This is a genomic window from Rhizobium sp. L1K21 (assembly GCF_024055895.1).
Taxonomy (GTDB): domain Bacteria; phylum Pseudomonadota; class Alphaproteobacteria; order Rhizobiales; family Rhizobiaceae; genus Ensifer_A.
The window spans coordinates 69616-89770 of the sequence record NZ_JAMXLE010000002.1 but is presented as its reverse complement, the minus strand read 5'-3'; the positions used below and the strand labels follow the sequence as shown (position 1 = coordinate 89770).

The following is a 20155-nucleotide window of genomic DNA, read 5'->3' as shown; positions in this document are numbered from 1 at the left end:
GAAAAGGCAAACCGGCGTAAATGAGTCATTAACCATAGGTTAACATTTCCACAGAAAAGTTGTGGCCGTGTCGCTGTTGACCTACTAGATATAGATCAAATCATCACCGTTTTCTTAATCAACTGTTAATTCCTATAAGTGACATTCTCTAGTTGTCGCTGAATCCACCGATTCGTACCCATAGTGCATCGAAACACCACACTGATTCGGAGGCGGACGAATGATCGTAGTGGTTGATGAGCGCGAGCTCGTTAAAGATGGTTACACATCACTTTTTGGTCGGGAAGGTGTTCCTTCCACGGGGTTTGATCCAAGCGAATTCGGCGAATGGGTCAACACCGCGGCAGACACTGACCTCAATGCCGTTGAGGCATTCTTGATCGGACAGGGGCGTGGCACTCTCACACTTCCAAAAGCAATACGGGACCGTTCAAAGGCCCCGGTTATCGCAGTCAGCGACTCACCTTCACTGGAGACGACTCTAGCGTTCTTCGATTGTGGAGTCGATGATGTGGTGCGCAAGCCTGTGCACCCCCGCGAGATCCTGGCCCGTGCGGCGGCAATTCGCCGGCGCTTCGGTGGCGCAGACAGCTTCACCGATATCGGCGCAATCCGGGTGTTCTCGGATGGGCGCGATCCGGAAATCAGCGGAGACGCATTCCCACTCCCGCGGCGGGAGCGGAGAATTCTCGAATATCTGGTCGCAAACCGCGGTCGCCGTGTGTCCAAGACGCAGATATTCAGCGCGATTTACGGCATTTTCGACGAAGACGTCGAAGAGAACGTGATTGAAAGTCACATCAGCAAGCTGCGCAAGAAACTGCGCAAGAAGCTGGGTTTCGACCCGATCGATTCCAAGCGTTTTCTTGGATACTGCATCGACTGGAAATGAAGCCAGATACTGCGTGGCCGGCATGAAGCCTCAGTGGCCATTCGTTCGCTCAATGTGAGGGCGACCACAGAAAGTTTCACGCAAGGCCCGCATCCTAATCTGTAATGAATACGGAAACGAGGATCCGCAATGAGCCTTTTTGGAATGATGCGCACCGGCACAGCCGGCATGAATGCACAGGCCAGCCGCCTTTCAACGGTGGCTGACAACATCGCAAACGCCAGTACAACTGGCTACAAACGCGCTTCGACAGAGTTTTCCTCGTTGATCCTTCCTTCCGTGGGTGGCGCGTATAACTCTGGCGCATTGAACACCAACATCCGTTATTCGATCTCCAATCCCGGTGCGATCGAAAATACGAACTCCTCGACCGACCTGGCACTCGACGGCAGCGGCTTCTTCATCGTTCAAAACGACTCCGGAACGCCCTATCTGACCCGGGCAGGTTCGTTCCAGCTCGATTCCGAGGGCAACCTTGTCAATGCAGCGGGCTATAAGCTCCTCGGCTACGATTATTCAGGCGGCGTACCAACACCGGTCGTCAACGGCTATGCAGGTCTCGTTCCCGTTAGTGTCGGCGGCGCATCGCTGACAGCAACGCCATCGACACTCGGCGTCTTTAACGCGAACCTCGATTCACGCGAAGCCGTTGTCTCAGCCCCTATTCCCAGTGGCAACGCCGCCGGCGCGTCCTATACGCACAAGAGCTCGTTGAACACCTATGACAATCTCGGAAACGAGGTCCTGCTGGATATCTACTACACCAAGACCGGTACAGGCCCGGACACTTGGGAAGTGAGCATGTTCAACAGTGCGGATTCGGCCGGCAACCCGCCGTTCCCCTATGGTGGCTCCGGCCTGCTCGGCAGCGTCACGCTCGAATTTGATGCCAATGGCAAGCTGGCGACCACGTCGCCCACGGATATTACGGTAACAGTTCCCGGCGGCCAGAGCTTGACGGTCGACATGTCGGGCATGACCCAGGTCGGCTATGTGTTTACGCCGAGCAAAAACCCGGCACCATCGGTGAACGGTAACGCCCCGAGCCTTGTTCAGTCAGTTGAAGTTGACGAAGACGGAACGGTTTTTGCCAAATACAAGAACGGCACGCTCGAGCCGCTCTACCGCATTGCGCTTGCCGACGTGCCGAGCCCGGACAAGCTCACACCGCTGGCCGGCAACGTCTATCAGCAGGGTATCGATTCCGGTGTTATCACCACCGGCTACGCTGGCAGCGGTTCTTTCGGCAAGATCAAGGCCAACGCTCTTGAAGCATCCAACGTGGATATTGCCGAAGAGCTGACCACGATGATCCAGTCGCAGCGCAGTTACACCGCGAACTCCAAGGTTTTTCAGACCGGCTCTGAACTGATGGATGTTCTGGTGAACCTGGCGCGTTGATGGGGATTTAAATGTCGCTTCAGACCGCCCTTAACACTGCGCAGAGCATATTCTCCAACACCGGCCGGCAAATGCAGGTGGTGTCGAAGAATATCTCCAACGCAAACAACCCGGATTATAATCGCCGGGAAGCGGTCCTTTCGACAACCACGCAGGGCGCCTATATCTCAAGGGATGCGCGTGCGAGCAACGATGTTCTCTCGCGCAGCAACTATGACTCTGTTTCATCGCTCAGTGGCCAGAATACGCTCTATTCAGGGCTGGAACGGCTTGCTGCCAGCCTTGGCGGCAATGAGTACGATACGTCGCCTTCCGCTTACATCAGCAATCTGCGCAACGCTTTACAGGCCTACGCGGCCCTGCCAAGCGACAACACGCTTGCTCAGACCGTTATTTCCGACGCGGTGGATGTCGCCAACTCGCTGAATGCCACATCGGATGCGGTGCAGGCGCTGCGCACAGACCTGGACAAGCAGATCGAGTTGGAAGTGGCCGATTTGCGCTCGCTGCTCGACAGCTTCAAAGAGGTCAACGACGCGATCAAAGGTGGTACGGCGAGCGGATCCAACGTCAACGACGAGTTGGATACGCGCGACCAGCTGCTGTCGCAGATTTCCGAAATCATCGGCGTGCAATCGGTCACGCGCGCCAACAATGACATGGTGCTTTATACATCCGATGGCACCGTGCTCTTTGAAGGATCGCCGCGTCAGATCAGCTTCACGTCGAAAAACGGCTACGATGCCTCGGTTGTAGGCAATCCGATCTACATCGATGGCGTCGCTGTCTCGACCGGGGCGGGCGGAAACACCACCGCCCAGGGCTCGCTTCAGGCCAATCTGCAGCTGCGCGACAATATCGCGCCCACCTATCAATCTCAGTTGGACGAGTTGGCCAGCGGATTGATCGGCATGTTTTCCGAAGGCGCCAATACAGGCCTTTTCAGTTGGTCATTGCCCACACCCAGTTCACCGGCGACAATCACGCCCGGCACGGTCTATCCGGGGCTGGCCTCCACAATTTCGGTGGACCCCGCTTATAACACCGCAGTCGGTGGCGATGCATCACGCCTGCGCGATGGCTACTATGTTGTCTCCAACACAACGGGCGCAACGGGTTATACCGCGCTGCTTGAAAGCTATGTCGATGGCATGGAAGCCAGCAAGACCTGGGACAGCAGCACGCAGCTGAACACAACGCTCAACATTCTGGACTTTTCATCCGCGTCCATCGGCTGGCTTGAAGATCTCAGAAGCACCGCCTCGGATGCGGTCGAGACAAAGAAGGCCACACAGCAGCGCACCAGTGAAGCTCTGAGCAACGCCGTTGGCGTCAGCCTTGATGAAGAATTGTCGCTTTTGCTCGATCTCGAGCAGGCATACAAGGCCTCTTCCAAGCTGGTCAGCACGGTCGACCAGATGCTGCAGGCGCTCTTGGCAGCGGCGGGCTAGTGATATGAAAACATCCTTCATTTCCAATATCGGCGTCCAGACCTCCATGCGGAACACGATCTCCAGCGCTCAGGCGCAGTTGATCAAGGCGCAGAAGGAAATCGCAACAGGCACGTTTGCCGACCGTGGTGTTTCTCTTGGCTGGGAAACGGGCAGAAGCATCAACTTGTCGACCGACGTCAATCGCATCCAGACATTGATGGATTCCAACGCCATCGTTGACGACCGACTGCAGGGCAGCCAGGCAGCAATGACCTCGATTGAGGGCAACATGCAGACGGTTCGCGACGCCCTGCTTGCACTATCAGGCAGTCAGGATCAGACACTGCTGAAAACCGCAGTGCAAACCACAACCAATGCGATAGAGTCATTTATCGCTGCTGGAAACACGTCGGCAAACGGCGAGTATCTGTTTGCGGGCATCAATACGGACGTCAAGCCGCTCGCCGATTATGATGCGGCATCGGCAGCCAAGGCAACGTTCGACAGCAACTTCACGACCTTTTTCGGCTTTCCGCCAACCAGCACGCAGGTGAACACGATCACCGCCGCCCAGATGGACACATTCATTACGGGTACGCTGGAACCGCTCTACACAGGCGCGCAGTGGAACACCGATTGGTCTACCGCCTCAGACACGAATATGCAGACGCGCATCAGCACCGCGGAAACGGTGACGACATCGACAAATGCGAACGAAGACGGTTTCCGCATGTTCGCACTCGGCGGGGTAATCGCCAAGGAATTGCTGGCACTCGATATCGGCGCTGATGTTCGCCAGGTGGTCAGTGAGAATGCCATCAGCTACATCAATGCCGGTATTACCGGGATCAACGCGCAGAGAACAGCGATTGGCCTGTCACAGGAGCGGCTCTCCGCCGCCAACGATACACTGTCGTCGCAGAAGAATATTATTGAATCGAGCTTCAAGAAGCTCATCGAAGTCGATGCTTATGAGGCCTCAACACTTGTTAACGCACTGAAAACCCAAGTGGAGACGTCATACACACTTACGGCGAGAATACAGCAGCTCAGCCTCGTCAATTATCTGTAGCGCTGGGTGATAGGGGTCACTGAATGTATCAGTTTTCATATTCCGAGATTATGGAGGACGACATCGCGGACGCCAAGAGCCGCGAACGTCAGGTCCTTGATCGCTCGATTGAACTGTTGCAGGCCGCTGCTGCAAAGGGGCGCAACTCGCCGGAGTGTATCGAAGCCATCTTCTACACAAGACGTGTCTGGACCAGATTCGTTGAAGATCTGAGCCTTACCGAAAATCAGCTTGATCCGGAACTGCGTGGAAACCTGATCTCCATAGCAATCTGGATCATGAAGGAACTTGACCGGATCAGGCGGCGCGAGTCTGACAACTTCGCCGGAATCATCGAAATAACAACCATCATCAAGGATGGCATCAAATGAAAAGCACTCTTCGTATATCTCTGAAATCCGGCGAGCGGATTTTCATCAACGGGGCGGTGCTCCGCGTGGACCGGAAGGTGGCGTTGGAGTTTTTGAACGACGTGACGTTTCTTCTGGAGAACCACGTTCTTCAGCCTGAAGACGCCAAGACGCCGCTCAAACAGCTCTACTTCATCACCCAGATGATGTTGATCAACCCGGAAGGCATCACGCAGACGATGGCCATGTTCCGCAAATCGATCACCATGCTCTTGGCCACGTTCGAAAACGAACAGATTCTGGCAGAGCTGAAGCGGGTGGACGGGCTTGTTTCTACCGGCAAGGCTTTCGAAGCGCTCAAAGCAATCCGCGGGCTCTATCCGCTGGAGGACAAGATCTTGAACAACGACGAAATCAAGCCGTCGAAGGTTGAAGAAATCCGTCGGGAGATCGCACAGTGGTAGACGCGGTAGCAGCAACCAGCAGCGGGTTGGGAACCACCTCATCAGCGGCCTTGCAGGCGGCCGGTGCAAGCACCCTCAACTACGAGAGCTTTCTGATGCTTCTGGTCACCCAGATGCAGAACCAGGACCCGACCAACCCGATGGACGCCGGCGAGCAGATGGCTCAGCTCGCCTCCTTCTCCACGGTTGAGCAGCAGATCAAGACGAACGCGCATCTGGAAGACCTGCTCTCCCTCAACCTGCTTGGTCAGGCAACGGGCATGGTTGGCAAACAGTTGACGACCGCCGATGGCGAAACCTCCGGTATCGTGGCAAGCGTCGCTGTAAACTCCAATGGTCTCAGCGCCACGCTCGAAGACGGCACCAGCATCCTCATTCAGGAAGGCGTGACGATTTCCATGCCACAAGCAGCGTCCGACGAGACTGACACCACGGATTCGGCTGACAACTCCGATACGACGGACACGACGGACAGCACCGATACGACCGACACTGAAGGCGGCACGGATACGGGCGACACCGGCGAAACGACGTCCTGATATGAACGAAGCTGACGCCCTTGATATTGTGCAGGCCGCAATCTGGACCGTGATTGCGGCATCAGGGCCGGTGGTGGTCACAGCCATGGTCGTCGGTGTCGTCATTGCCCTCATTCAGGCGCTGACCCAGGTTCAGGAAATGACCTTGACCTTTGTACCCAAGATCCTCGCCGTCATGGCTGCCGCGGCGATTTCAGCGCCCTTTATCGGCGGTCAGATATCGATTTTCACCTCAATGGTCTTCTCGCGTATTCAATCCGGCTTTTGATCCTTTCAGGTTTTTTTGGGCGACCTGCACACTTCGCGCAAGCTTCACATCTTATGTCTTTGCTCATGCCTGAGAATGGGCAGCGCCGGCAAAAGCGTGCCGGCGATATCTCATGAAGAGATGGTAGCAGATGGCGCAGACGCAGACACCCGCAGCACCTCCAATCGCAAGAACAGGACCGAACCTGACCGACGTCGGGTTTGCAGGCGGCATTGTCCTCATTCTGTCGATCCTGTTCCTGCCGATACCACCCTTCATGATCGACCTCGGACTGGCCTTCTCGATGGCCTTTTCGATCCTCATTCTCATGGTCGCGCTGTGGATTCAAAAGCCGCTGGACTTCTCGTCCTTCCCAACCATTCTGCTGATTGCCACGATGACGCGCCTGTCGCTGAACATTGCGACAACACGCGTCATTCTCTCGAAGGGACACGAAGGGCCCGATGCTGCCGGCAATGTGATCGCCGGCTTTGCTCAGATGGTGATGTCGGGCGACTTCGTGATCGGCGTGATCGTCTTTCTCATCCTCGTGGTGATCAACTTCATCGTTATCACCAAGGGTGCAACCCGTATTGCTGAAGTTGGCGCACGCTTCTTCCTTGATGCCATCCCGGGCAAACAGATGTCGATTGACGCCGACCTTTCAGGCGGCATTATCGATGAGAAGGAAGCCCAGGCGAGGCGCCGCGAACTGGAGCAGGAAAGTTCCTTCTTTGGCGCCATGGACGGTGCCTCGAAATTCGTGCGTGGCGATGCCATCGCTGGCCTTATCATCACCGCCATCAACGTCTTCGGCGGCATTATCATCGGCTATTTCCGCTACGGCATGTCGATCACGGAAGCCGCGGACGTCTTCGTCAAGCTCTCCGTCGGCGACGGTCTCGTTTCGCAGATTCCCGCTCTCGTTGTTTCGCTTGCAGCCGGTATGCTGGTCTCGCGCGGCGGCAATCTCGGCACAACCGACAAGGCCGTCATCAGCCAGCTGTCGGCCTATCCGCGTGCGCTCTCCGTGGCTGCCGCACTGATGGGCGTGCTGGCCTTTATGCCGGGCATGCCGTTCATCCCCTTTATGGGGCTTGCCGGTGCCATGGGCTTTGGCAGCTGGTTCATTCCCCGCCAGATCGAAGCTGAAAACCGCGCCCGCCGCGAGGCTGAAGAGAAAAAGGTCAAGCAGGTTCAAGAGAGCGAGGGCGACTCCGTCAAGAACGTTCTCAAGACCGCAGAAATCGAACTGTTGCTTGGCAAGCAGATTTCAACCCGCCTTCTGGGCGCGCATCAGGAACTCGCCTTCCGCGTTGGCAAGATGCGCAAGAAATTCGCCAGCCAGTACGGATTTGTGGTGCCGGAGATCAAGGTCAGCGACAATATCGCCATTCCCGACAAATCCTATCAGATCAGAATCCATGGCACGACGGTGGCGTCGAACACGATCCGCGTTGGTGAAGTGTTGGTTATTACCGGCGGCGGCCGCAAACCCTCCATCCCGGGCGATGATGTGCGCGAACCCGCTTTCGGCATGCCGGCTGTCTCCGTTCTGGAAAGCTTCACCGAAGAACTCAAACGCGAAGGCTTCCACCCTATCGACAACGTTTCTGTCGTGTTGACCCATCTGAGCGAAGTCATCCGCAACAACCTGCCGCAGCTCTTGTCCTATAAGGACCTGAAGATACTGATCGAACGGCTGGACCCGGAATACCGCAAGCTTGCCGATGAAATCTGCACCACGCACATGTCCTATTCCGGCCTGCAGGCGGTGCTGAAGCTCTTGCTTGCCGAGCGCGTGTCGATCCGCAACCTGCATCTCATTCTCGAAGCCGTGGCAGAGCTTGCGCCGCATGTGCGCAAGACGGAGCAGATTGTTGAACATGTGCGCGTGCGCATGGCGCAGCAGCTTTGTGGCGATCTCGCTGATAATGGCGTTCTGCGCGTTCTGCGCCTCGGCAACAAATGGGACCTTGCCTTCCACCAGGCGCTCAAACGCGACCCGAAGGGCGAGATCATTGAATTCGATATCGACCCGCGGCTTCTGGAAGAGTTCTCCGAGCAGGCCTCGAAAGTGGTGCGTGAATATCTCGACCGCGGCATGCCCTTTGCGCTGGTAACATCGCCGGAAACGCGTTCCTATGTTCGCATGATCATTGAGCGTCTTTTCCCGACGTTGCCGGTGCTCTCGCATGTGGAACTCGCCAAGGGTATCGAGATCAAGATTCTCGGCTCAATTTCATGATCAACGATCCGCAGGGGACGGTGCTTGTACTGATCGCCGTTTTTGGCCGTGTTGGTGCCTGTTTCATGTTCCTGCCAGGTTTTTCGTCGGCGCGCATTCCCATGCAGTTGCGGCTTTATCTTGCCGTGGCCGTTTCCATGGCGTTGCTCCCCATCCTTTGGGACCGGCTTTATGCCCATGTCCAGGATGCGCCGACCCAATTCGTGTCGATGGTGTTCGTTGAAACCGCCATTGGTGCCGTGATTGGTCTCATCGCGCGTTTCTTTGTGTTGGGTCTGCAATTTGCCGGTACAGTCATCACCATGCTGTCCGGTTTCAATGCGCCGCCTGCGTCCGACATTCTGGAAAGCGAATCCTCCAACCAGGTGACGAACCTCATTAGCTTCGGCGCGTTGATGGTGTTGTTCTCGCTCAATTTCCACCACGTGATTATCGCGGCTCTGGCTGACTCCTATCAAACGCTGCCCGTTGGCGGCGCGTTTGATACACGAAAGGCACTGGTAACGTTGACCGATACGCTTTCGGCCACGTTTATGGTCATGCTCCGCCTGTCCAGCCCCTTCATCGCATTCGGTTTTCTGTTCAACGTCGCAATCGGCTTCATCAACAAGCTCTCGCCGCAAATTCCAATCTACTTCATCTCCGCACCGTTCCAGATTCTGGCTGGTCTGGTGTTGATGTATTTTGGCATGGCAGCCTTCCTGAAGCTGTTTGCTGACGCCTTCCTTCCGGTTTTCAACGGCACCTAGATGAGGATGCAAGCACGATGAAATCACGGTCAGACAAATTGCGCCGGCTGGTGGCGGTGCAGCGCCACATGGAGCGCATGGCTGAAATCGAGCTCGCATCGACAGCGCAGGCGCGCCAGGAACTGGTGGAGAAACAGGAAAACGCGATGCAGGCCATCAGCTCCATGGAGCCCATACATGCAGGCCTCAAGAACCAGTACGCCCTTCAGTATGAACGGCACGTAAGCCGTGACGCGCAGCTTGAGAAAATTCAGGAGGTACAGGAAAAGCAGGTGCTGCGTGAAAAGGCCAAAGGGGACCGGCTGAACGATCACTTTCTGCTCGCCCGGGAGGGTGAAGACCGCGAGCGGGAGGAGGAGGGGCTGCTCGATCTTCTGGAAATTCGCCTTGCTTCGCCAGCCTCCAGCAAGCTTGATGAGACATGATGCGGCTCTAACGCTGTTTTAAGTCTGTTCGCCTGTGCCGGGAATGGCGCGGCGCAAGCCAGGACAAAGAGAGCAAGAGAGGTTCACCGTGTCGATCACACCGCCAAGCGATTTGGTTATGGACGTCATAAAGGCTGCCGATCCCACGCGGCTGGCAGAGGCGCAGGCCAATCTGGACAAGATCAGCGCAAGCGCCAAGGCTGAGCGGCTGAATGCGCAGGGCAATGGCTTTTCGGCGCAGATCGCCAGTATCGGCGATGTTCAATTGCCGGGCAATGAAGATACGGTTCGGATCAGTTCCAAGAAACAGGATACGCCGGAGACGTACCGCAAGTTCGAAGCGATGGTGCTGCGCAATTTCGTGCAGGAAATGCTGCCGTCAGAAAACGAGAGTGTCTATGGCAAAGGCACAGCCGGTGATATCTGGAAGAGCATGATGGCCGAGCATTTGGCCGATGCGATTGCTGAAGGCGGGGGCATTGGCATTGCCGACAAGCTGATGCGCAAGGCCAACCATGCGGGCGAACGCACCGCCGCTGCGCAGGGCGTGATTGACGGTCATGTCCGCGATACGGCTTCGGCGATCGAGACCCGCAATCAGCTCGACATCCTTTCGGATCTGCTGTCCGGCGATAAAAATGGAGAAGCATGATGGCGAGCGCGATTGAAGAACTGTCACCGGAAGAAGTGCGCATGCGCAATATTCTCGGCAGGCTCGAACTGATCATCGACAATGAGAACGAGCGTATCGGCAGCGATCCGGAATTCGACCTCAAGGCCTCGAATGTCCAGAAAAGCCGTTGCCTCTACGAATTGACGATGCTGATGAAGGATCCGCTGACAGAACGGGTGCCGGATGCGTTTGTTTCGCAAATGCAGGAACTGAAGGGCAAGCTTGCACTCAATGCGCGGCGTGTCAAAGCGCATATGGAAGCTGTGCGAGCAGTTGCCGACATTCTGCGCAATGCGGTCCGCGAGGCCGATGCTGACGGCACCTACAGCCAGGAGCAGTTTCGCTACGGCGAATTCTGACAACCCGCCGCAGACACACAGGCTTCGGATTGCTGACATCCGAACGGGACGAGGTTTGAATGATCAAGACGCTGGCAATTGGTGCATGGGTTGTTGTCGTTGCATTGGGCTCGGTCTATTTTTCGGTCAACATGGCAATGGCCCCGAAGGAAGATCCGGAAGCAAAGCGTCGCGCAAACATGGAAACCATCCGTGGCGACGTGACCAGCCTGCCTGTCCTTCAAGATGGCGTGGTGACAGGCTACTTCCTGACCCGTCTGAGCTATGTGGGTGACAAGGACAAGCTTGCGTCAGTTCATATTCCCATCCAGGTTCTGGCGACGGACGAGCTCTTCGACGCTCTGGTCGGCAAGAAAATGCTGAACCTCCAGGACAATTCCAATTTCAACCTGGATGAGTTTCGCGGGTTAATAAAAGACGCGATGAACAAGAAACTGGGCGACGAGGTGATCGAAGACGTGCTCGTCGAGCAGATCGATTACCTGTCAAAGAACGACATTCGTTCCAATTTGGCACAGCGCAATCTCAATATGCAAACAGGCCAGAAACTCATCAATGAAAATGCGCCCGACAATGGTGCACATGGCGGTGCTGAAAAGGCCGCCGGCCATTAACAAACCGGTAACCTTCGCCGGCTTGAAATACACTTAATAAAAAATTAAAATAAACAAAATCAACATATTAATTGATTTTTGCGCTTCTCTTTTTGGGCCAGAAAGCTGTCTTCTTAACAAAACCTTACCTCATTCCCTCGCAGTTTAGCGTCGGATTTAAACCCGCCTTTATGCGCCACGCGTAGGGTCTCCTCATGAAAGCCAGCAATGATTTGGCTGGGTGAGGAGCATGATGATCCTGTTCAATCAAAAACAAAAAGAATTTGCAGGCAGGGAACCCGCAAGGGGCGTGTACGTATGAATCACGTATTCTATATTTCAGCGGCTACATCCCGCCGGCGCATTCTGGGCCTCGACATCTGTGAGTTTTCGCAGGCAGAGGCGCTATCGTTTGCCAGTGAAATGGCTTCCTTGCCAATCGGCCAGACGGTCATCTCGTTTTTGAATGCGAACAATGCCAACCTCATGATGCGAGACGAGGGCTATAAGGATGTACTCTCCCGTCAGATCGTCTTTCCCGATGGTGTCGGCGTCGACATCGCATCACGCGCGCTCCACGGCGAATATTTTCCGGCCAATTTGAATGGAACCGATTTCGTCCCGGCACTGCTGACCTTCATGGAACAGAAGAAACGCGTCGGCCTGATCGGTGCGGCTCCGGGCGTTGCCGAACGTGCGGCGAAAAATTTCGCCAGACACACGCCTTGGCATGAATTCATTGCGGTTTCCGATGGATATTTTGACACGGAAAAGGACAGTGCAGAAATTATGAAGAGGGTGGCCGAACTCAAACTCGACATTCTCCTGGTTGCCATGGGCTCACCGAAACAGGAAAAGTGGGTGGACCAATATGTTCGCCCGCAGCATGCGCGCCTGGTTCTCAGCGTGGGAGCATTGTTCGACTTTACCGCTGGCACCGTTGAGCGTGCCCCCGAATGGGTCCGTCGCGCCCGCCTGGAGTGGTGCCATCGTCTTGTTCTGGAGCCGACGCGTCTTTGGCGGCGATATATCCTGGGCAATCCGGTTTTTCTCATGCATGTGCTTGTTGCAGCGCTCAAAAATCGGCTTTTCACCGGCTATGGCGGCGGCCCCGCACATGGGGTCTCTTAACCTTTTGTTACCCATAAAATCCTAGACTGAATGGACGGTGGCGAAACCATTTCGCCGTTGCAAAACTGGTCTGGGATACATGTTCGAAAAAGCACAATCATTCGCCACGCAGCAGTTGCCTCACGAATGGGAGCAAAGATTTTCCGTCGCAAACGACCAGACGCCGGATTTCCATCGTTCCGGGCGTTTCACTGCACCACGCGGGAATGGGGGTTTCCGCCGTTTCCTCCTGGCCTCCGGCGTGTTTGCCTTTTTCGCCGCTGCCGCTGGTGTGTTGACCCTCGCGCTTCCCAACGAGATCTCTTATCAGGCGCGCATACTTGCCGTCATGCCCCAGCCGGAAGAACTCGAAGGTTCAGTGTCGGCGAGCATGGAAGAGGTGATATCCTATGCGCGAACGCTGCTGACCGCCGATGCAACGCGCGCCTCTGCAAAGACAAAATTCGGGGATGATCGCACCGACCTCATCAGCGTGACCCTGGAGCACGCCTCGCCGGTGATTGACATCGCAACATCACTGCAAGACCCCGCCGCGGCGCAGGAGACGGTCAACTATTTTGCCGATGTTCTGACGACCGCCAAACAAGCAGAGCCCGGAGCGGATGGTGCACGCCATGCGCTGGAGCAAACGCTGGACGAAGCGAAGGCGGCGCTTGCAGCATTTGACGAAGAAGCTCCCGGAGCGCTGCCCGAAGCGCTACGCCTGGAAGACAGTGATCCGGCGCAATTGAGAGAGACGGCAGAAGCCGCACACGAGCGCGCGCTGGCGGCCTCCAAACTGAGCCTCAACGCAGTGCTCACCGGCAAAGTCTCCCAGGAGGTGATGACGCCCACGCTGACGGCGCTTGTGGATCAGTATATGCAGGCAAAGGCCGATGTGGAGGTGCTCTCCGACAAGCTGGGGCCGCTGCATCCTCAATTCGTTGCAGCCAAAACCTATCTGGCAGCCGCCGAGCGCCGCATCACCGATGAAATTGCGCGAATCGTGAAAACGGCCCGCGCCGAAACCCAATCTGCCGCAGCAGAACAGATGCAGGCTGAGAAGAGCTCCTCGCAACAGGCAAGCCAGAAAGCAGAGTACGACGCCCGCAGAGCGGACCTGCAGGCAGCAGTTGACGCAGCACAGGCAAATCTCGAGGCGTTTGACCGCTCTTTGGCACCTGTGCCGCCCGCGCGCTTTAGAATGATCTCGCCGGCGACGCGCATCGAAACGCCGTATGTTCGAACCGATCTGATCATCCTAGGTGGCCTCGCCCTTGGTTTTGTCTCGGCCTTGCTCGTCTTCGCTCGAACACGCCGCCATATGCCTGTTGAAAACCAATTCCGCGATCATTTCAAAGCAGAGCCGCCGGTGGCGGTGAACGCGATGAACTTTGACATGGCCGTCGATGACACAGTCGACGTGCTCACCACTCGCCGCTTTGAAAATGACTGGCGTTACGAAGCGCGATGCGCGGCCAATGACGAGGAAGTCCAGACCTTTTCGCCGGAAGTGCGCGCACTTGCCATGCGCCTTGCCGCGCTTCGCAAGCGTGCTGAAGAGGTAGCCGAAGCCGAAAGCCAGCCTTCGATTGAAGAGGCACTCGCCGAAATGCGCCGTATACGATCAAAAGTGCGCGTTCTATCCGAGACGCGCAACAGACGCGCCTGACCTGCTGTCTCCCGCATATCTGCGGCAAACGCTCCAACGCCGATATCTTGCAATTGCGTGACGTTTTCCGATAAGTACCGCGGCAAAGCTCGTTTGATATTGCGGGCGTCAGAGGATTGATCGGGGTAGGAACGCAATGGCGACAAGAATTGACGGTAAAGCAGTGGCGGCATCGGTCATCGACACCGTAAAGGAGGCCTCAAAGGCGCTTGAGCAGGAAAAGGGCGTGAAGCCCGGCTTGACGGTCGTTCTTGTCGGCGAAGACCCCGCATCGCAAACCTATGTCGCCGCCAAGGGCCGGATGGCCAAGGAATGCGGTTTCAACTCCGAACAGCACACATTGCCTGCAGAAACGACGCAGGAAGAACTGATGGCGCTGGTTGATAAACTCAATGCCGACACCTCTGTGCACGGCATCCTCGTGCAGCTTCCGCTGCCGAAGCATCTCGATTCCGACGCCGTCATTCAGGCGATTCTGCCTGAAAAGGATGTTGACGGTTTGAGCGTCGTGAACGCCGGAAAGCTTGCAACCGGCGATCTTGATGGCGGGCTCCTGTCCTGCACGCCGGCCGGCGCCATGATCTTCGTTCGCCAGACGCATGGCAACGACCTCTCCGGCCTGAATGCCGTGGTGATTGGTCGGTCCAATCTCTTCGGCAAGCCTATGTCGGCCCTGCTTCTCGCGCACAATGCGACGGTAACAACTGCACATTCCCGCACCAAGGATCTCCCCGCAATCTGCCGCAATGCGGATATTCTGGTGGCCGCCGTCGGTCGTCCCCAAATGGTCAAGGCCGATTGGGTCAAACCGGGTGCGACTGTCATCGACGTCGGGATCAACCGAATTGATGCGCCCGAGCGTGGCGAGGGCAAAACCCGCCTCGTGGGTGATGTGGCCTATGACGAGTGCGAAAAGGTTGCCTCCGTCATCACGCCGGTTCCCGGTGGTGTCGGCCCGATGACGATTGCCATGCTGATGGCCAACACCGTCACCGCCGCCTGCCGCCAGTTAGGTACAAAACCGCCGAAGTTCTGATGTCTGGAGGTGCTGGCTGGTCTACATGAAAGCTGTCAGCCAGTCGCCTCTGAGAATGGACATGACGACCAGATTGGCACGCTGGCCGTTTTGGAGAACACGGCTTTCGCGCAAGATGCCTTCCTCAACAAAACCCGCCGCACGGCAGGCGCGTCTTGCGCGGTCATTGTGCTCCAGCACATCCAGCCAGAAGCGAAAATGCGCCGGATCCGCAAAAACACGGTCCACGAGGGCGCTGAGAAACACTTGCCCGTTGCCTTGACCCGGCATGCGCAGGGCGATGCGTTGAAGCAGCACAATTCCATCGGGTGAACCGAGCCCGGTCAGCAGCGCAAAACCCTGAGCAGCTCCGTCTTCATCCTTCAAGAGTAGATACGACACCCCATCGCTGCCCATCAGCGCACGGTGTTCATCCGCACTATTCTTGCCGACAAGGCGGGCATAACCCTCACCACGCTCGATCTCCATGACTGCAGGAATATCATCGACACCCGCCTCAACCAGTTCATTCGCATTCACGCTGAAATTGCCGCTCTTGTTCACGCTCAGAAAACCTGGCCGAGCCGCGCGCATGGGGCCAGGTCTGCTGATATGCCTCGTTAAATTCCGTTACACCGGGTTGCGAAGGGCGTTGAAGCGCCCTGTCACAGGTAACGAATCGAAGCTGAGTTTGTCGGTGTCTGAGATGGCAAATCTGTGTTCAAACGGATTGCTTGAACACAGATTTTGAATGCGAAACGGCGGGCGAATTGTTATCGCACAAGTCGATTTTGATGCGTCTCAATAAAACACGCTCGCGCCGCGGTCGGCCGGGCCTGCATTTTGGCGGAAGCGAGCGAAAAGTTCGCGGCCCATGCCAAATTCGTTGTGTGACAGATCAGCCTTGGCCGCTTCGCGCGCTGCAAGCTCGGCGGGATTGACCAGCACCTCGATTGCCCCGTTTACGGCGTCGATGCGGATCATGTCGCCATCGCGGATTTTGGCAATCGGCCCGCCATCTGCGGCCTCCGGCGTCAGATGTATGGCAGCCGGGACCTTGCCCGAAGCGCCGGACATGCGCCCATCGGTCAAGAGAGCGACCTTGAAGCCGCGATCCTGCAAAACCCCGAGCGGCGGCGTGAGCTTGTGCAGCTCAGGCATGCCGTTTGCCTTCGGACCCTGGAAGCGAACAACCGCGACAAAATCCTGATTGAGCTTGCCGTCCTTGAAGGCCTGCTGCAATTCGGCCTGATCGTTGAAGACGATGGCGGGCGCTTCGATGACGTGCCGCTCCGGTTTGACGGCTGAAATCTTGATCACCGCCTTGCCGAGATTGCCGCTCAGCATTTTCAGGCCGCCATTGGACTGGAAGGGGGTTTCGATGCTGGCGATCACCTTGGCATCGCCGCTGATCTCGGGTGCCGGCTCGCGGGTTATCGTGCCATTCTCGCCCAGTTTCGCGTCGATTGTGTAGGCCTGCAGGCCCTGGCCAAAGACAGTGCGCACGTCATCATGCAGCATGCCTTCCTTCAACAGTTCCTTGATCAGGAAGCCGATGCCGCCGGCGGCGTGGAAGTGGTTCACATCAGCAAGACCATTGGGATAAACGCGCGCCAGAAGCGGGATTGCGTTGGAAAGATCGGAAATATCCTCCCAGGTGAGGAGAATACCGGCCGCCCGCGCAATCGCCAAGAGATGCATCGTGTGGTTCGTGGAGCCGCCCGTTGCATGCAGACCGACCACGCCGTTGACGATGGAGCGTTCGTCGATCATTTCGCCAGCGGGTGTGAATTCATTGCCGAGCGCGGTAATGGCAAGCGCGCGTTTGGCCGCTTCCTTGGTGAGCGCATCGCGCAGCGGTGTGCCCGGATTGACGAAGGAGGAACCCGGCATATGAAAGCCCATGACTTCCATCAGCATCTGGTTGGAATTGGCTGTGCCGTAAAACGTGCAGGTGCCGGGCCCGTGATACGACTTGGATTCGGCTTCCAGCAGCTCTTCACGGCCAACCTTGCCTTCCGCGTAAAGCTGGCGGATACGCGATTTTTCGTCATTCGGCAGACCGCTTGTCATTGGCCCCGCGGGCACAAAGACAGCAGGCAGATGGCCGAAGGTGAGGGCGGCAATCGCAAGGCCCGGAACGATCTTGTCGCACACGCCGAGATAGACCACGGAATCGAACATGTTATGCGAGAGGCCGACACCGGCGGCCATGGCAATGAGATCGCGCGAAAAGAGTGAAAGCTCCATGCCGGGCTGGCCCTGCGTCACCCCATCGCACATGGCAGGAACCCCGCCGGCCACCTGTGCGACGCCACCGGCTTCGCGGGCAGCTTCGCGGATCAGCGCGGGGAATGTCTCGAACGGCTGATGCGCAGACAGCATGTCATTATAGGCGGTAATGATGCCAAGGTTTGGGACCGCTTCGCCAGACAAGGCCTGCTTGTCTGCGGGGGAACAGACCGCAAATCCATGCGCAAGGTTGCCGCAGGAGAGGACTGAGCGGTGCACGCCTTTGGCGGCGGCGTCATGAACCCGCCCAAGATAATCTTCACGCGTCGCCTTGGAGCGTTCGACAATGCGTGCCGTGATGTCTGAAATCGTCTTATTCGCGGACATGATTCTGCCTGCCTTGTTCGTCGTGAATGGTCAAAAGCGATAGTCTGCAGCGGGCAGGGCCCACCGGAGGAGCCTCAAGGGGCCCAGTAGATTTCAACGGGACTTTCCGCCCGCCGCAAAACAGCGCGAATGGGCATATCCTCTTCGGGCCCGTCCTGAAGCGCCTTTTCAAGCGTTGCCGCTTTTTCCGCGCCCTCGATGTGAAGCACGAGAAGACGGGCATCGCTGAGCGCCGAAAATGAGAAGGTCAGCCGCTTTTCGCCGGCACCCGCCGCTTCCATGGTCAGGATACCACGTGCGCGGGCAGAGTCGATGGCATCGGCCAGATTGTCGCCATCAGGGAAAAACGAGGCCGTGTGTCCATCATTGCCCATGCCGAGAATCGCAACATCGAATGGTGAACAGATGTTGGCCGTTGCCTTCGTGGAAATTGCAGCCGCCGCTTCCGCATCAGAAGCGTCACGATAAAGCGGAATGAAGTTGGCCTTGGCGGCAGGCCCCTTCAAGAGATTCTCTTTCACCAAAAGGTGGTTGGAGCGCGGATTGTCCGCCGGCACAAAGCGCTCATCGACCAGCGTGATGGCCACTTTGGACCAATCGATGCCGTGACCCGAGAGCGCGTTGAAAAAGGCTTTTGGCGTCGAGCCGCCCGAAACGGCAAGGCTTGCCGAACCACGCGCGGCAATAGCCGCTGACAGAGTGTCGGCAACGCGGTCTGCCAGGGCTTCAGCCAGTGCCGCACCATTGTCGAACGCGTTGCGTGTGAATGTCATCGCCTCAATCTCCCTCATGCCATGTGCGGCCATCACGTTCGATCAGCGCGATCGCCTGGCTTGGTCCCCATGTGCCTGCGGTATAGCTCTGTGCGGACTGTCCGGTTTCTTCCCAGGCCTTCAGGATCGGGTCCACCCAGTGCCATGCAGCCTCCACCTCGTCGCGGCGCATGAAGAGCGTCTGGTTGTTGCGGATCACGTCGAGCAAGAGACGCTCGTAAGCATCGGGGTGACGGGCCTCGAAGGAGTGCTCGAAGGTCATGTCCAGCGAAACATGCTTCAGGCGCATGCCGCCGGGACCCGGGTCCTTGATCATCAGCCATTGCTTCACGCCTTCGTCGGGTTGCAGGCGGATCACCAGCTGATTGGCCGAAATGCGGCCCGCAGTCTCGTCAAAGATCGAATGCGGGATCGGCTTGAAGCTCACAACAATTTCCGACATGCGGGTGGAAAGCCGCTTGCCCGTACGGATATAGAAGGGAACACCAGCCCAGCGCCAGCTGCCGATTTCCGCCTTCACCGCGACAAAGGTTTCGGTGTTGGATTCGCCGCCTTCGAGCTCTTCCAGATAGCCCTTCACAGGCCCGTTGCTCGATGCACCGGCCTTGTATTGCCCGCGCACGGTCAGTTTCTCGACATTGTTCTCGTTGATCGGCTTCAGCCCGCGCAGCACTTTCAGCTTTTCGTCGCGTACCGCTTCCGGGTCCATCGAGGTCGGCGGCTCCATGGCAACAAGGCAGAGAAGCTGCAGGATATGGTTCTGCACCATATCGCGCATGGCGCCGGCCTTGTCATAATAGCCTGCACGGCTCTCCAGCCCGACGGATTCGGCAACCGTGATCTGCACATGGTCGATATGGGCAAAATTCCACAGTGGCTCATAAAGCGCATTGGCAAAGCGCAGCGCCATCAGGTTCTGCACCGTTTCCTTGCCGAGATAATGGTCGATACGGAAAATCTGCTCTTCCTTGAAGACCTTGCCGATCGTGTCATTGAGTGAACGCGCGGATTCAAGATCGCGCCCGATCGGCTTTTCGACGACAATACGTGTCTGATCCGTAATCAGCTTGTGATCGCGTATATGCTCCGAAATCTGCCCGAATATGGAAGGTGAGACAGCGAGATAAAAGGCGCGAACGCGGTCCTTGCCTTCCTCCAGAAGGCTGCTCAGCTTGTCCCATCCCTTTTCAGATGTGGCATCGACGGCAACATAGTGCAGGCGCGCGCAGAACTTTTCCACTTCCGCCTTGTCGAAGTCGTTCGGCGACAGGAATTGTTTCAGGGCTTCCGTTGCAAATTTGCGATAGGCCGCATCGGTCATCGGCGAGCGGGAAGCGCCAATGATACGGCTTGGCTCGGTAAATTGCCCGGCGCGCTGGCGATGGTACAAAGCAGGCAAAAGCTTGCGTTCTGCAAGGTCGCCGGTGCCGCCAAAAACGACGTAGTCAAACGGCTCAACAGGAATAATCTGGCTGCTCATGAAAGCGCCCTTTCTGTCAGTCTTGGGAGATTTCTACATAA

Annotated in this window: 21 protein-coding genes; 17 read left to right on the top strand and 4 right to left on the bottom strand. The window is 56.9% G+C overall.

The features are described from left to right. Window positions 1-220 precede the first annotated feature (220 nt). From NHF56_RS12875 to folD, 17 genes are all read left to right on the top strand, one after another. Entirely contained in the window at window positions 221-892 is a 672-nt protein-coding gene (locus NHF56_RS12875) for a response regulator transcription factor (protein WP_252805150.1), read from the top strand. A gap of 129 nt (window positions 893-1021) precedes the next feature. Next, window positions 1022-2293 carry a flagellar hook protein FlgE gene (locus NHF56_RS12870; RefSeq protein ID WP_252805148.1) on the top strand — a complete coding sequence of 424 codons (1272 nt, stop codon included), beginning with the start codon at window positions 1022-1024 and terminating at the stop codon, window positions 2291-2293. An 11-nt stretch (window positions 2294-2304) separates the two neighbouring features. After that, entirely contained in the window at window positions 2305-3744 is a 1440-nt protein-coding gene (gene flgK / locus NHF56_RS12865) for a flagellar hook-associated protein FlgK (RefSeq protein WP_252805146.1), read from the top strand. 4 nt (window positions 3745-3748) lie between these two features. Continuing rightward, complete coding sequence (locus tag NHF56_RS12860; RefSeq protein ID WP_252805144.1) at window positions 3749-4798, top strand: flagellar hook-associated family protein; 1050 nt, start codon at window positions 3749-3751, stop codon at window positions 4796-4798. Between the two features lie 23 nt (window positions 4799-4821). Next, the gene (gene flaF, locus NHF56_RS12855) at window positions 4822-5169 is read left to right on the top strand and encodes a flagellar biosynthesis regulator FlaF (protein WP_252805142.1); all 348 of its coding nucleotides are present in this window, start codon (window positions 4822-4824) and stop codon (window positions 5167-5169) included. Then, window positions 5166-5612 carry a flagellar biosynthesis repressor FlbT gene (gene flbT / locus NHF56_RS12850; protein ID WP_252805140.1) on the top strand — a complete coding sequence of 149 codons (447 nt, stop codon included), beginning with the start codon at window positions 5166-5168 and terminating at the stop codon, window positions 5610-5612. Before flaF ends, flbT begins: the two co-directional genes overlap by 4 nt. Next, complete coding sequence (flgD, locus tag NHF56_RS12845; RefSeq protein ID WP_373456302.1) at window positions 5606-6151, top strand: flagellar hook assembly protein FlgD; 546 nt, start codon at window positions 5606-5608, stop codon at window positions 6149-6151. Before flbT ends, flgD begins: the two co-directional genes overlap by 7 nt. Before the next feature lies 1 nt (window position 6152). After that, the gene (fliQ, locus tag NHF56_RS12840; RefSeq protein ID WP_252805138.1) at window positions 6153-6419 is read left to right on the top strand and encodes a flagellar biosynthesis protein FliQ; all 267 of its coding nucleotides are present in this window, start codon (window positions 6153-6155) and stop codon (window positions 6417-6419) included. Between the two features lie 130 nt (window positions 6420-6549). Further along, on the top strand, window positions 6550-8646 hold the full coding sequence (flhA, locus tag NHF56_RS12835; protein WP_252805136.1) for a flagellar biosynthesis protein FlhA: 2097 nt from the start codon (window positions 6550-6552) through the stop codon (window positions 8644-8646). Then, entirely contained in the window at window positions 8643-9395 is a 753-nt protein-coding gene (gene fliR, locus NHF56_RS12830; protein ID WP_252805134.1) for a flagellar biosynthetic protein FliR, read from the top strand. The genes flhA and fliR overlap by 4 nt, the downstream gene beginning before the upstream one ends. 17 nt (window positions 9396-9412) lie before the next feature. After that, complete coding sequence (locus NHF56_RS12825) at window positions 9413-9820, top strand: hypothetical protein (RefSeq protein ID WP_252805132.1); 408 nt, start codon at window positions 9413-9415, stop codon at window positions 9818-9820. An 88-nt stretch (window positions 9821-9908) separates the two neighbouring features. Further along, window positions 9909-10472: a rod-binding protein gene (locus tag NHF56_RS12820; RefSeq protein WP_252805130.1), complete on the top strand. Its 564-nt coding sequence runs from the start codon at window positions 9909-9911 to the stop codon at window positions 10470-10472. Beyond that, a complete protein-coding gene (locus NHF56_RS12815; RefSeq protein WP_252805128.1) occupies window positions 10472-10852 on the top strand; it encodes a hypothetical protein in 381 nt (126 codons plus the stop codon). Before NHF56_RS12820 ends, NHF56_RS12815 begins: the two co-directional genes overlap by 1 nt. A 59-nt stretch (window positions 10853-10911) precedes the next feature. After that, entirely contained in the window at window positions 10912-11466 is a 555-nt protein-coding gene (locus NHF56_RS12810; RefSeq protein ID WP_252805126.1) for a hypothetical protein, read from the top strand. A gap of 297 nt (window positions 11467-11763) precedes the next feature. Then, window positions 11764-12576, top strand: coding sequence for a WecB/TagA/CpsF family glycosyltransferase (locus tag NHF56_RS12805; RefSeq protein ID WP_252805124.1), 813 nt, complete (start codon window positions 11764-11766; stop codon window positions 12574-12576). 79 nt (window positions 12577-12655) lie between these two features. Continuing rightward, window positions 12656-14227: a hypothetical protein gene (locus NHF56_RS12800; protein WP_252805122.1), complete on the top strand. Its 1572-nt coding sequence runs from the start codon at window positions 12656-12658 to the stop codon at window positions 14225-14227. A 136-nt stretch (window positions 14228-14363) separates the two neighbouring features. Continuing rightward, entirely contained in the window at window positions 14364-15263 is a 900-nt protein-coding gene (gene folD, locus NHF56_RS12795; RefSeq protein WP_252805120.1) for a bifunctional methylenetetrahydrofolate dehydrogenase/methenyltetrahydrofolate cyclohydrolase FolD, read from the top strand. A 21-nt stretch (window positions 15264-15284) separates the two neighbouring features. Here folD and NHF56_RS12790 read toward each other — a convergent pair whose 3' ends face one another. The 4 genes from NHF56_RS12790 to zwf form a co-directional block, all read right to left on the bottom strand. Then, window positions 15285-15836: a GNAT family N-acetyltransferase gene (locus tag NHF56_RS12790; protein ID WP_252805118.1), complete on the bottom strand. Its 552-nt coding sequence runs from the start codon at window positions 15834-15836 to the stop codon at window positions 15285-15287. 207 nt (window positions 15837-16043) lie between these two features. After that, entirely contained in the window at window positions 16044-17861 is a 1818-nt protein-coding gene (gene edd / locus NHF56_RS12785; protein WP_252805116.1) for a phosphogluconate dehydratase, read from the bottom strand. A 74-nt stretch (window positions 17862-17935) separates the two neighbouring features. Next, entirely contained in the window at window positions 17936-18634 is a 699-nt protein-coding gene (gene pgl, locus NHF56_RS12780) for a 6-phosphogluconolactonase (RefSeq protein ID WP_252805114.1), read from the bottom strand. A 4-nt stretch (window positions 18635-18638) separates the two neighbouring features. Continuing rightward, a complete protein-coding gene (gene zwf / locus NHF56_RS12775; protein WP_252805112.1) occupies window positions 18639-20114 on the bottom strand; it encodes a glucose-6-phosphate dehydrogenase in 1476 nt (491 codons plus the stop codon). Window positions 20115-20155 lie beyond the last annotated feature (41 nt).

What these genes read in the sequence shown, in the direction of transcription:
- NHF56_RS12875 (WP_252805150.1), top strand. Translation starts at nt 221, where the DNA reads ATGATCGTAGTGGTTGATGAGCGCGAGCTCGTTAAAGATGGTTACACA.
- NHF56_RS12870 (WP_252805148.1), top strand. Translation starts at nt 1,022, where the DNA reads ATGAGCCTTTTTGGAATGATGCGCACCGGCACAGCCGGCATGAATGCA.
- flgK (WP_252805146.1), top strand. Translation starts at nt 2,305, where the DNA reads ATGTCGCTTCAGACCGCCCTTAACACTGCGCAGAGCATATTCTCCAAC.
- NHF56_RS12860 (WP_252805144.1), top strand. Translation starts at nt 3,749, where the DNA reads ATGAAAACATCCTTCATTTCCAATATCGGCGTCCAGACCTCCATGCGG.
- flaF (WP_252805142.1), top strand. Translation starts at nt 4,822, where the DNA reads ATGTATCAGTTTTCATATTCCGAGATTATGGAGGACGACATCGCGGAC.
- flbT (WP_252805140.1), top strand. Translation starts at nt 5,166, where the DNA reads ATGAAAAGCACTCTTCGTATATCTCTGAAATCCGGCGAGCGGATTTTC.
- fliQ (WP_252805138.1), top strand. Translation starts at nt 6,153, where the DNA reads ATGAACGAAGCTGACGCCCTTGATATTGTGCAGGCCGCAATCTGGACC.
- flhA (WP_252805136.1), top strand. Translation starts at nt 6,550, where the DNA reads ATGGCGCAGACGCAGACACCCGCAGCACCTCCAATCGCAAGAACAGGA.
- fliR (WP_252805134.1), top strand. Translation starts at nt 8,643, where the DNA reads ATGATCAACGATCCGCAGGGGACGGTGCTTGTACTGATCGCCGTTTTT.
- NHF56_RS12825 (WP_252805132.1), top strand. Translation starts at nt 9,413, where the DNA reads ATGAAATCACGGTCAGACAAATTGCGCCGGCTGGTGGCGGTGCAGCGC.
- NHF56_RS12815 (WP_252805128.1), top strand. Translation starts at nt 10,472, where the DNA reads ATGGCGAGCGCGATTGAAGAACTGTCACCGGAAGAAGTGCGCATGCGC.
- NHF56_RS12810 (WP_252805126.1), top strand. Translation starts at nt 10,912, where the DNA reads ATGATCAAGACGCTGGCAATTGGTGCATGGGTTGTTGTCGTTGCATTG.
- NHF56_RS12805 (WP_252805124.1), top strand. Translation starts at nt 11,764, where the DNA reads ATGAATCACGTATTCTATATTTCAGCGGCTACATCCCGCCGGCGCATT.
- NHF56_RS12800 (WP_252805122.1), top strand. Translation starts at nt 12,656, where the DNA reads ATGTTCGAAAAAGCACAATCATTCGCCACGCAGCAGTTGCCTCACGAA.
- folD (WP_252805120.1), top strand. Translation starts at nt 14,364, where the DNA reads ATGGCGACAAGAATTGACGGTAAAGCAGTGGCGGCATCGGTCATCGAC.
- NHF56_RS12790 (WP_252805118.1), bottom strand. Translation starts at nt 15,836, where the DNA reads ATGCGCGCGGCTCGGCCAGGTTTTCTGAGCGTGAACAAGAGCGGCAAT.
- edd (WP_252805116.1), bottom strand. Translation starts at nt 17,861, where the DNA reads ATGTCCGCGAATAAGACGATTTCAGACATCACGGCACGCATTGTCGAA.
- pgl (WP_252805114.1), bottom strand. Translation starts at nt 18,634, where the DNA reads ATGACATTCACACGCAACGCGTTCGACAATGGTGCGGCACTGGCTGAA.
- zwf (WP_252805112.1), bottom strand. Translation starts at nt 20,114, where the DNA reads ATGAGCAGCCAGATTATTCCTGTTGAGCCGTTTGACTACGTCGTTTTT.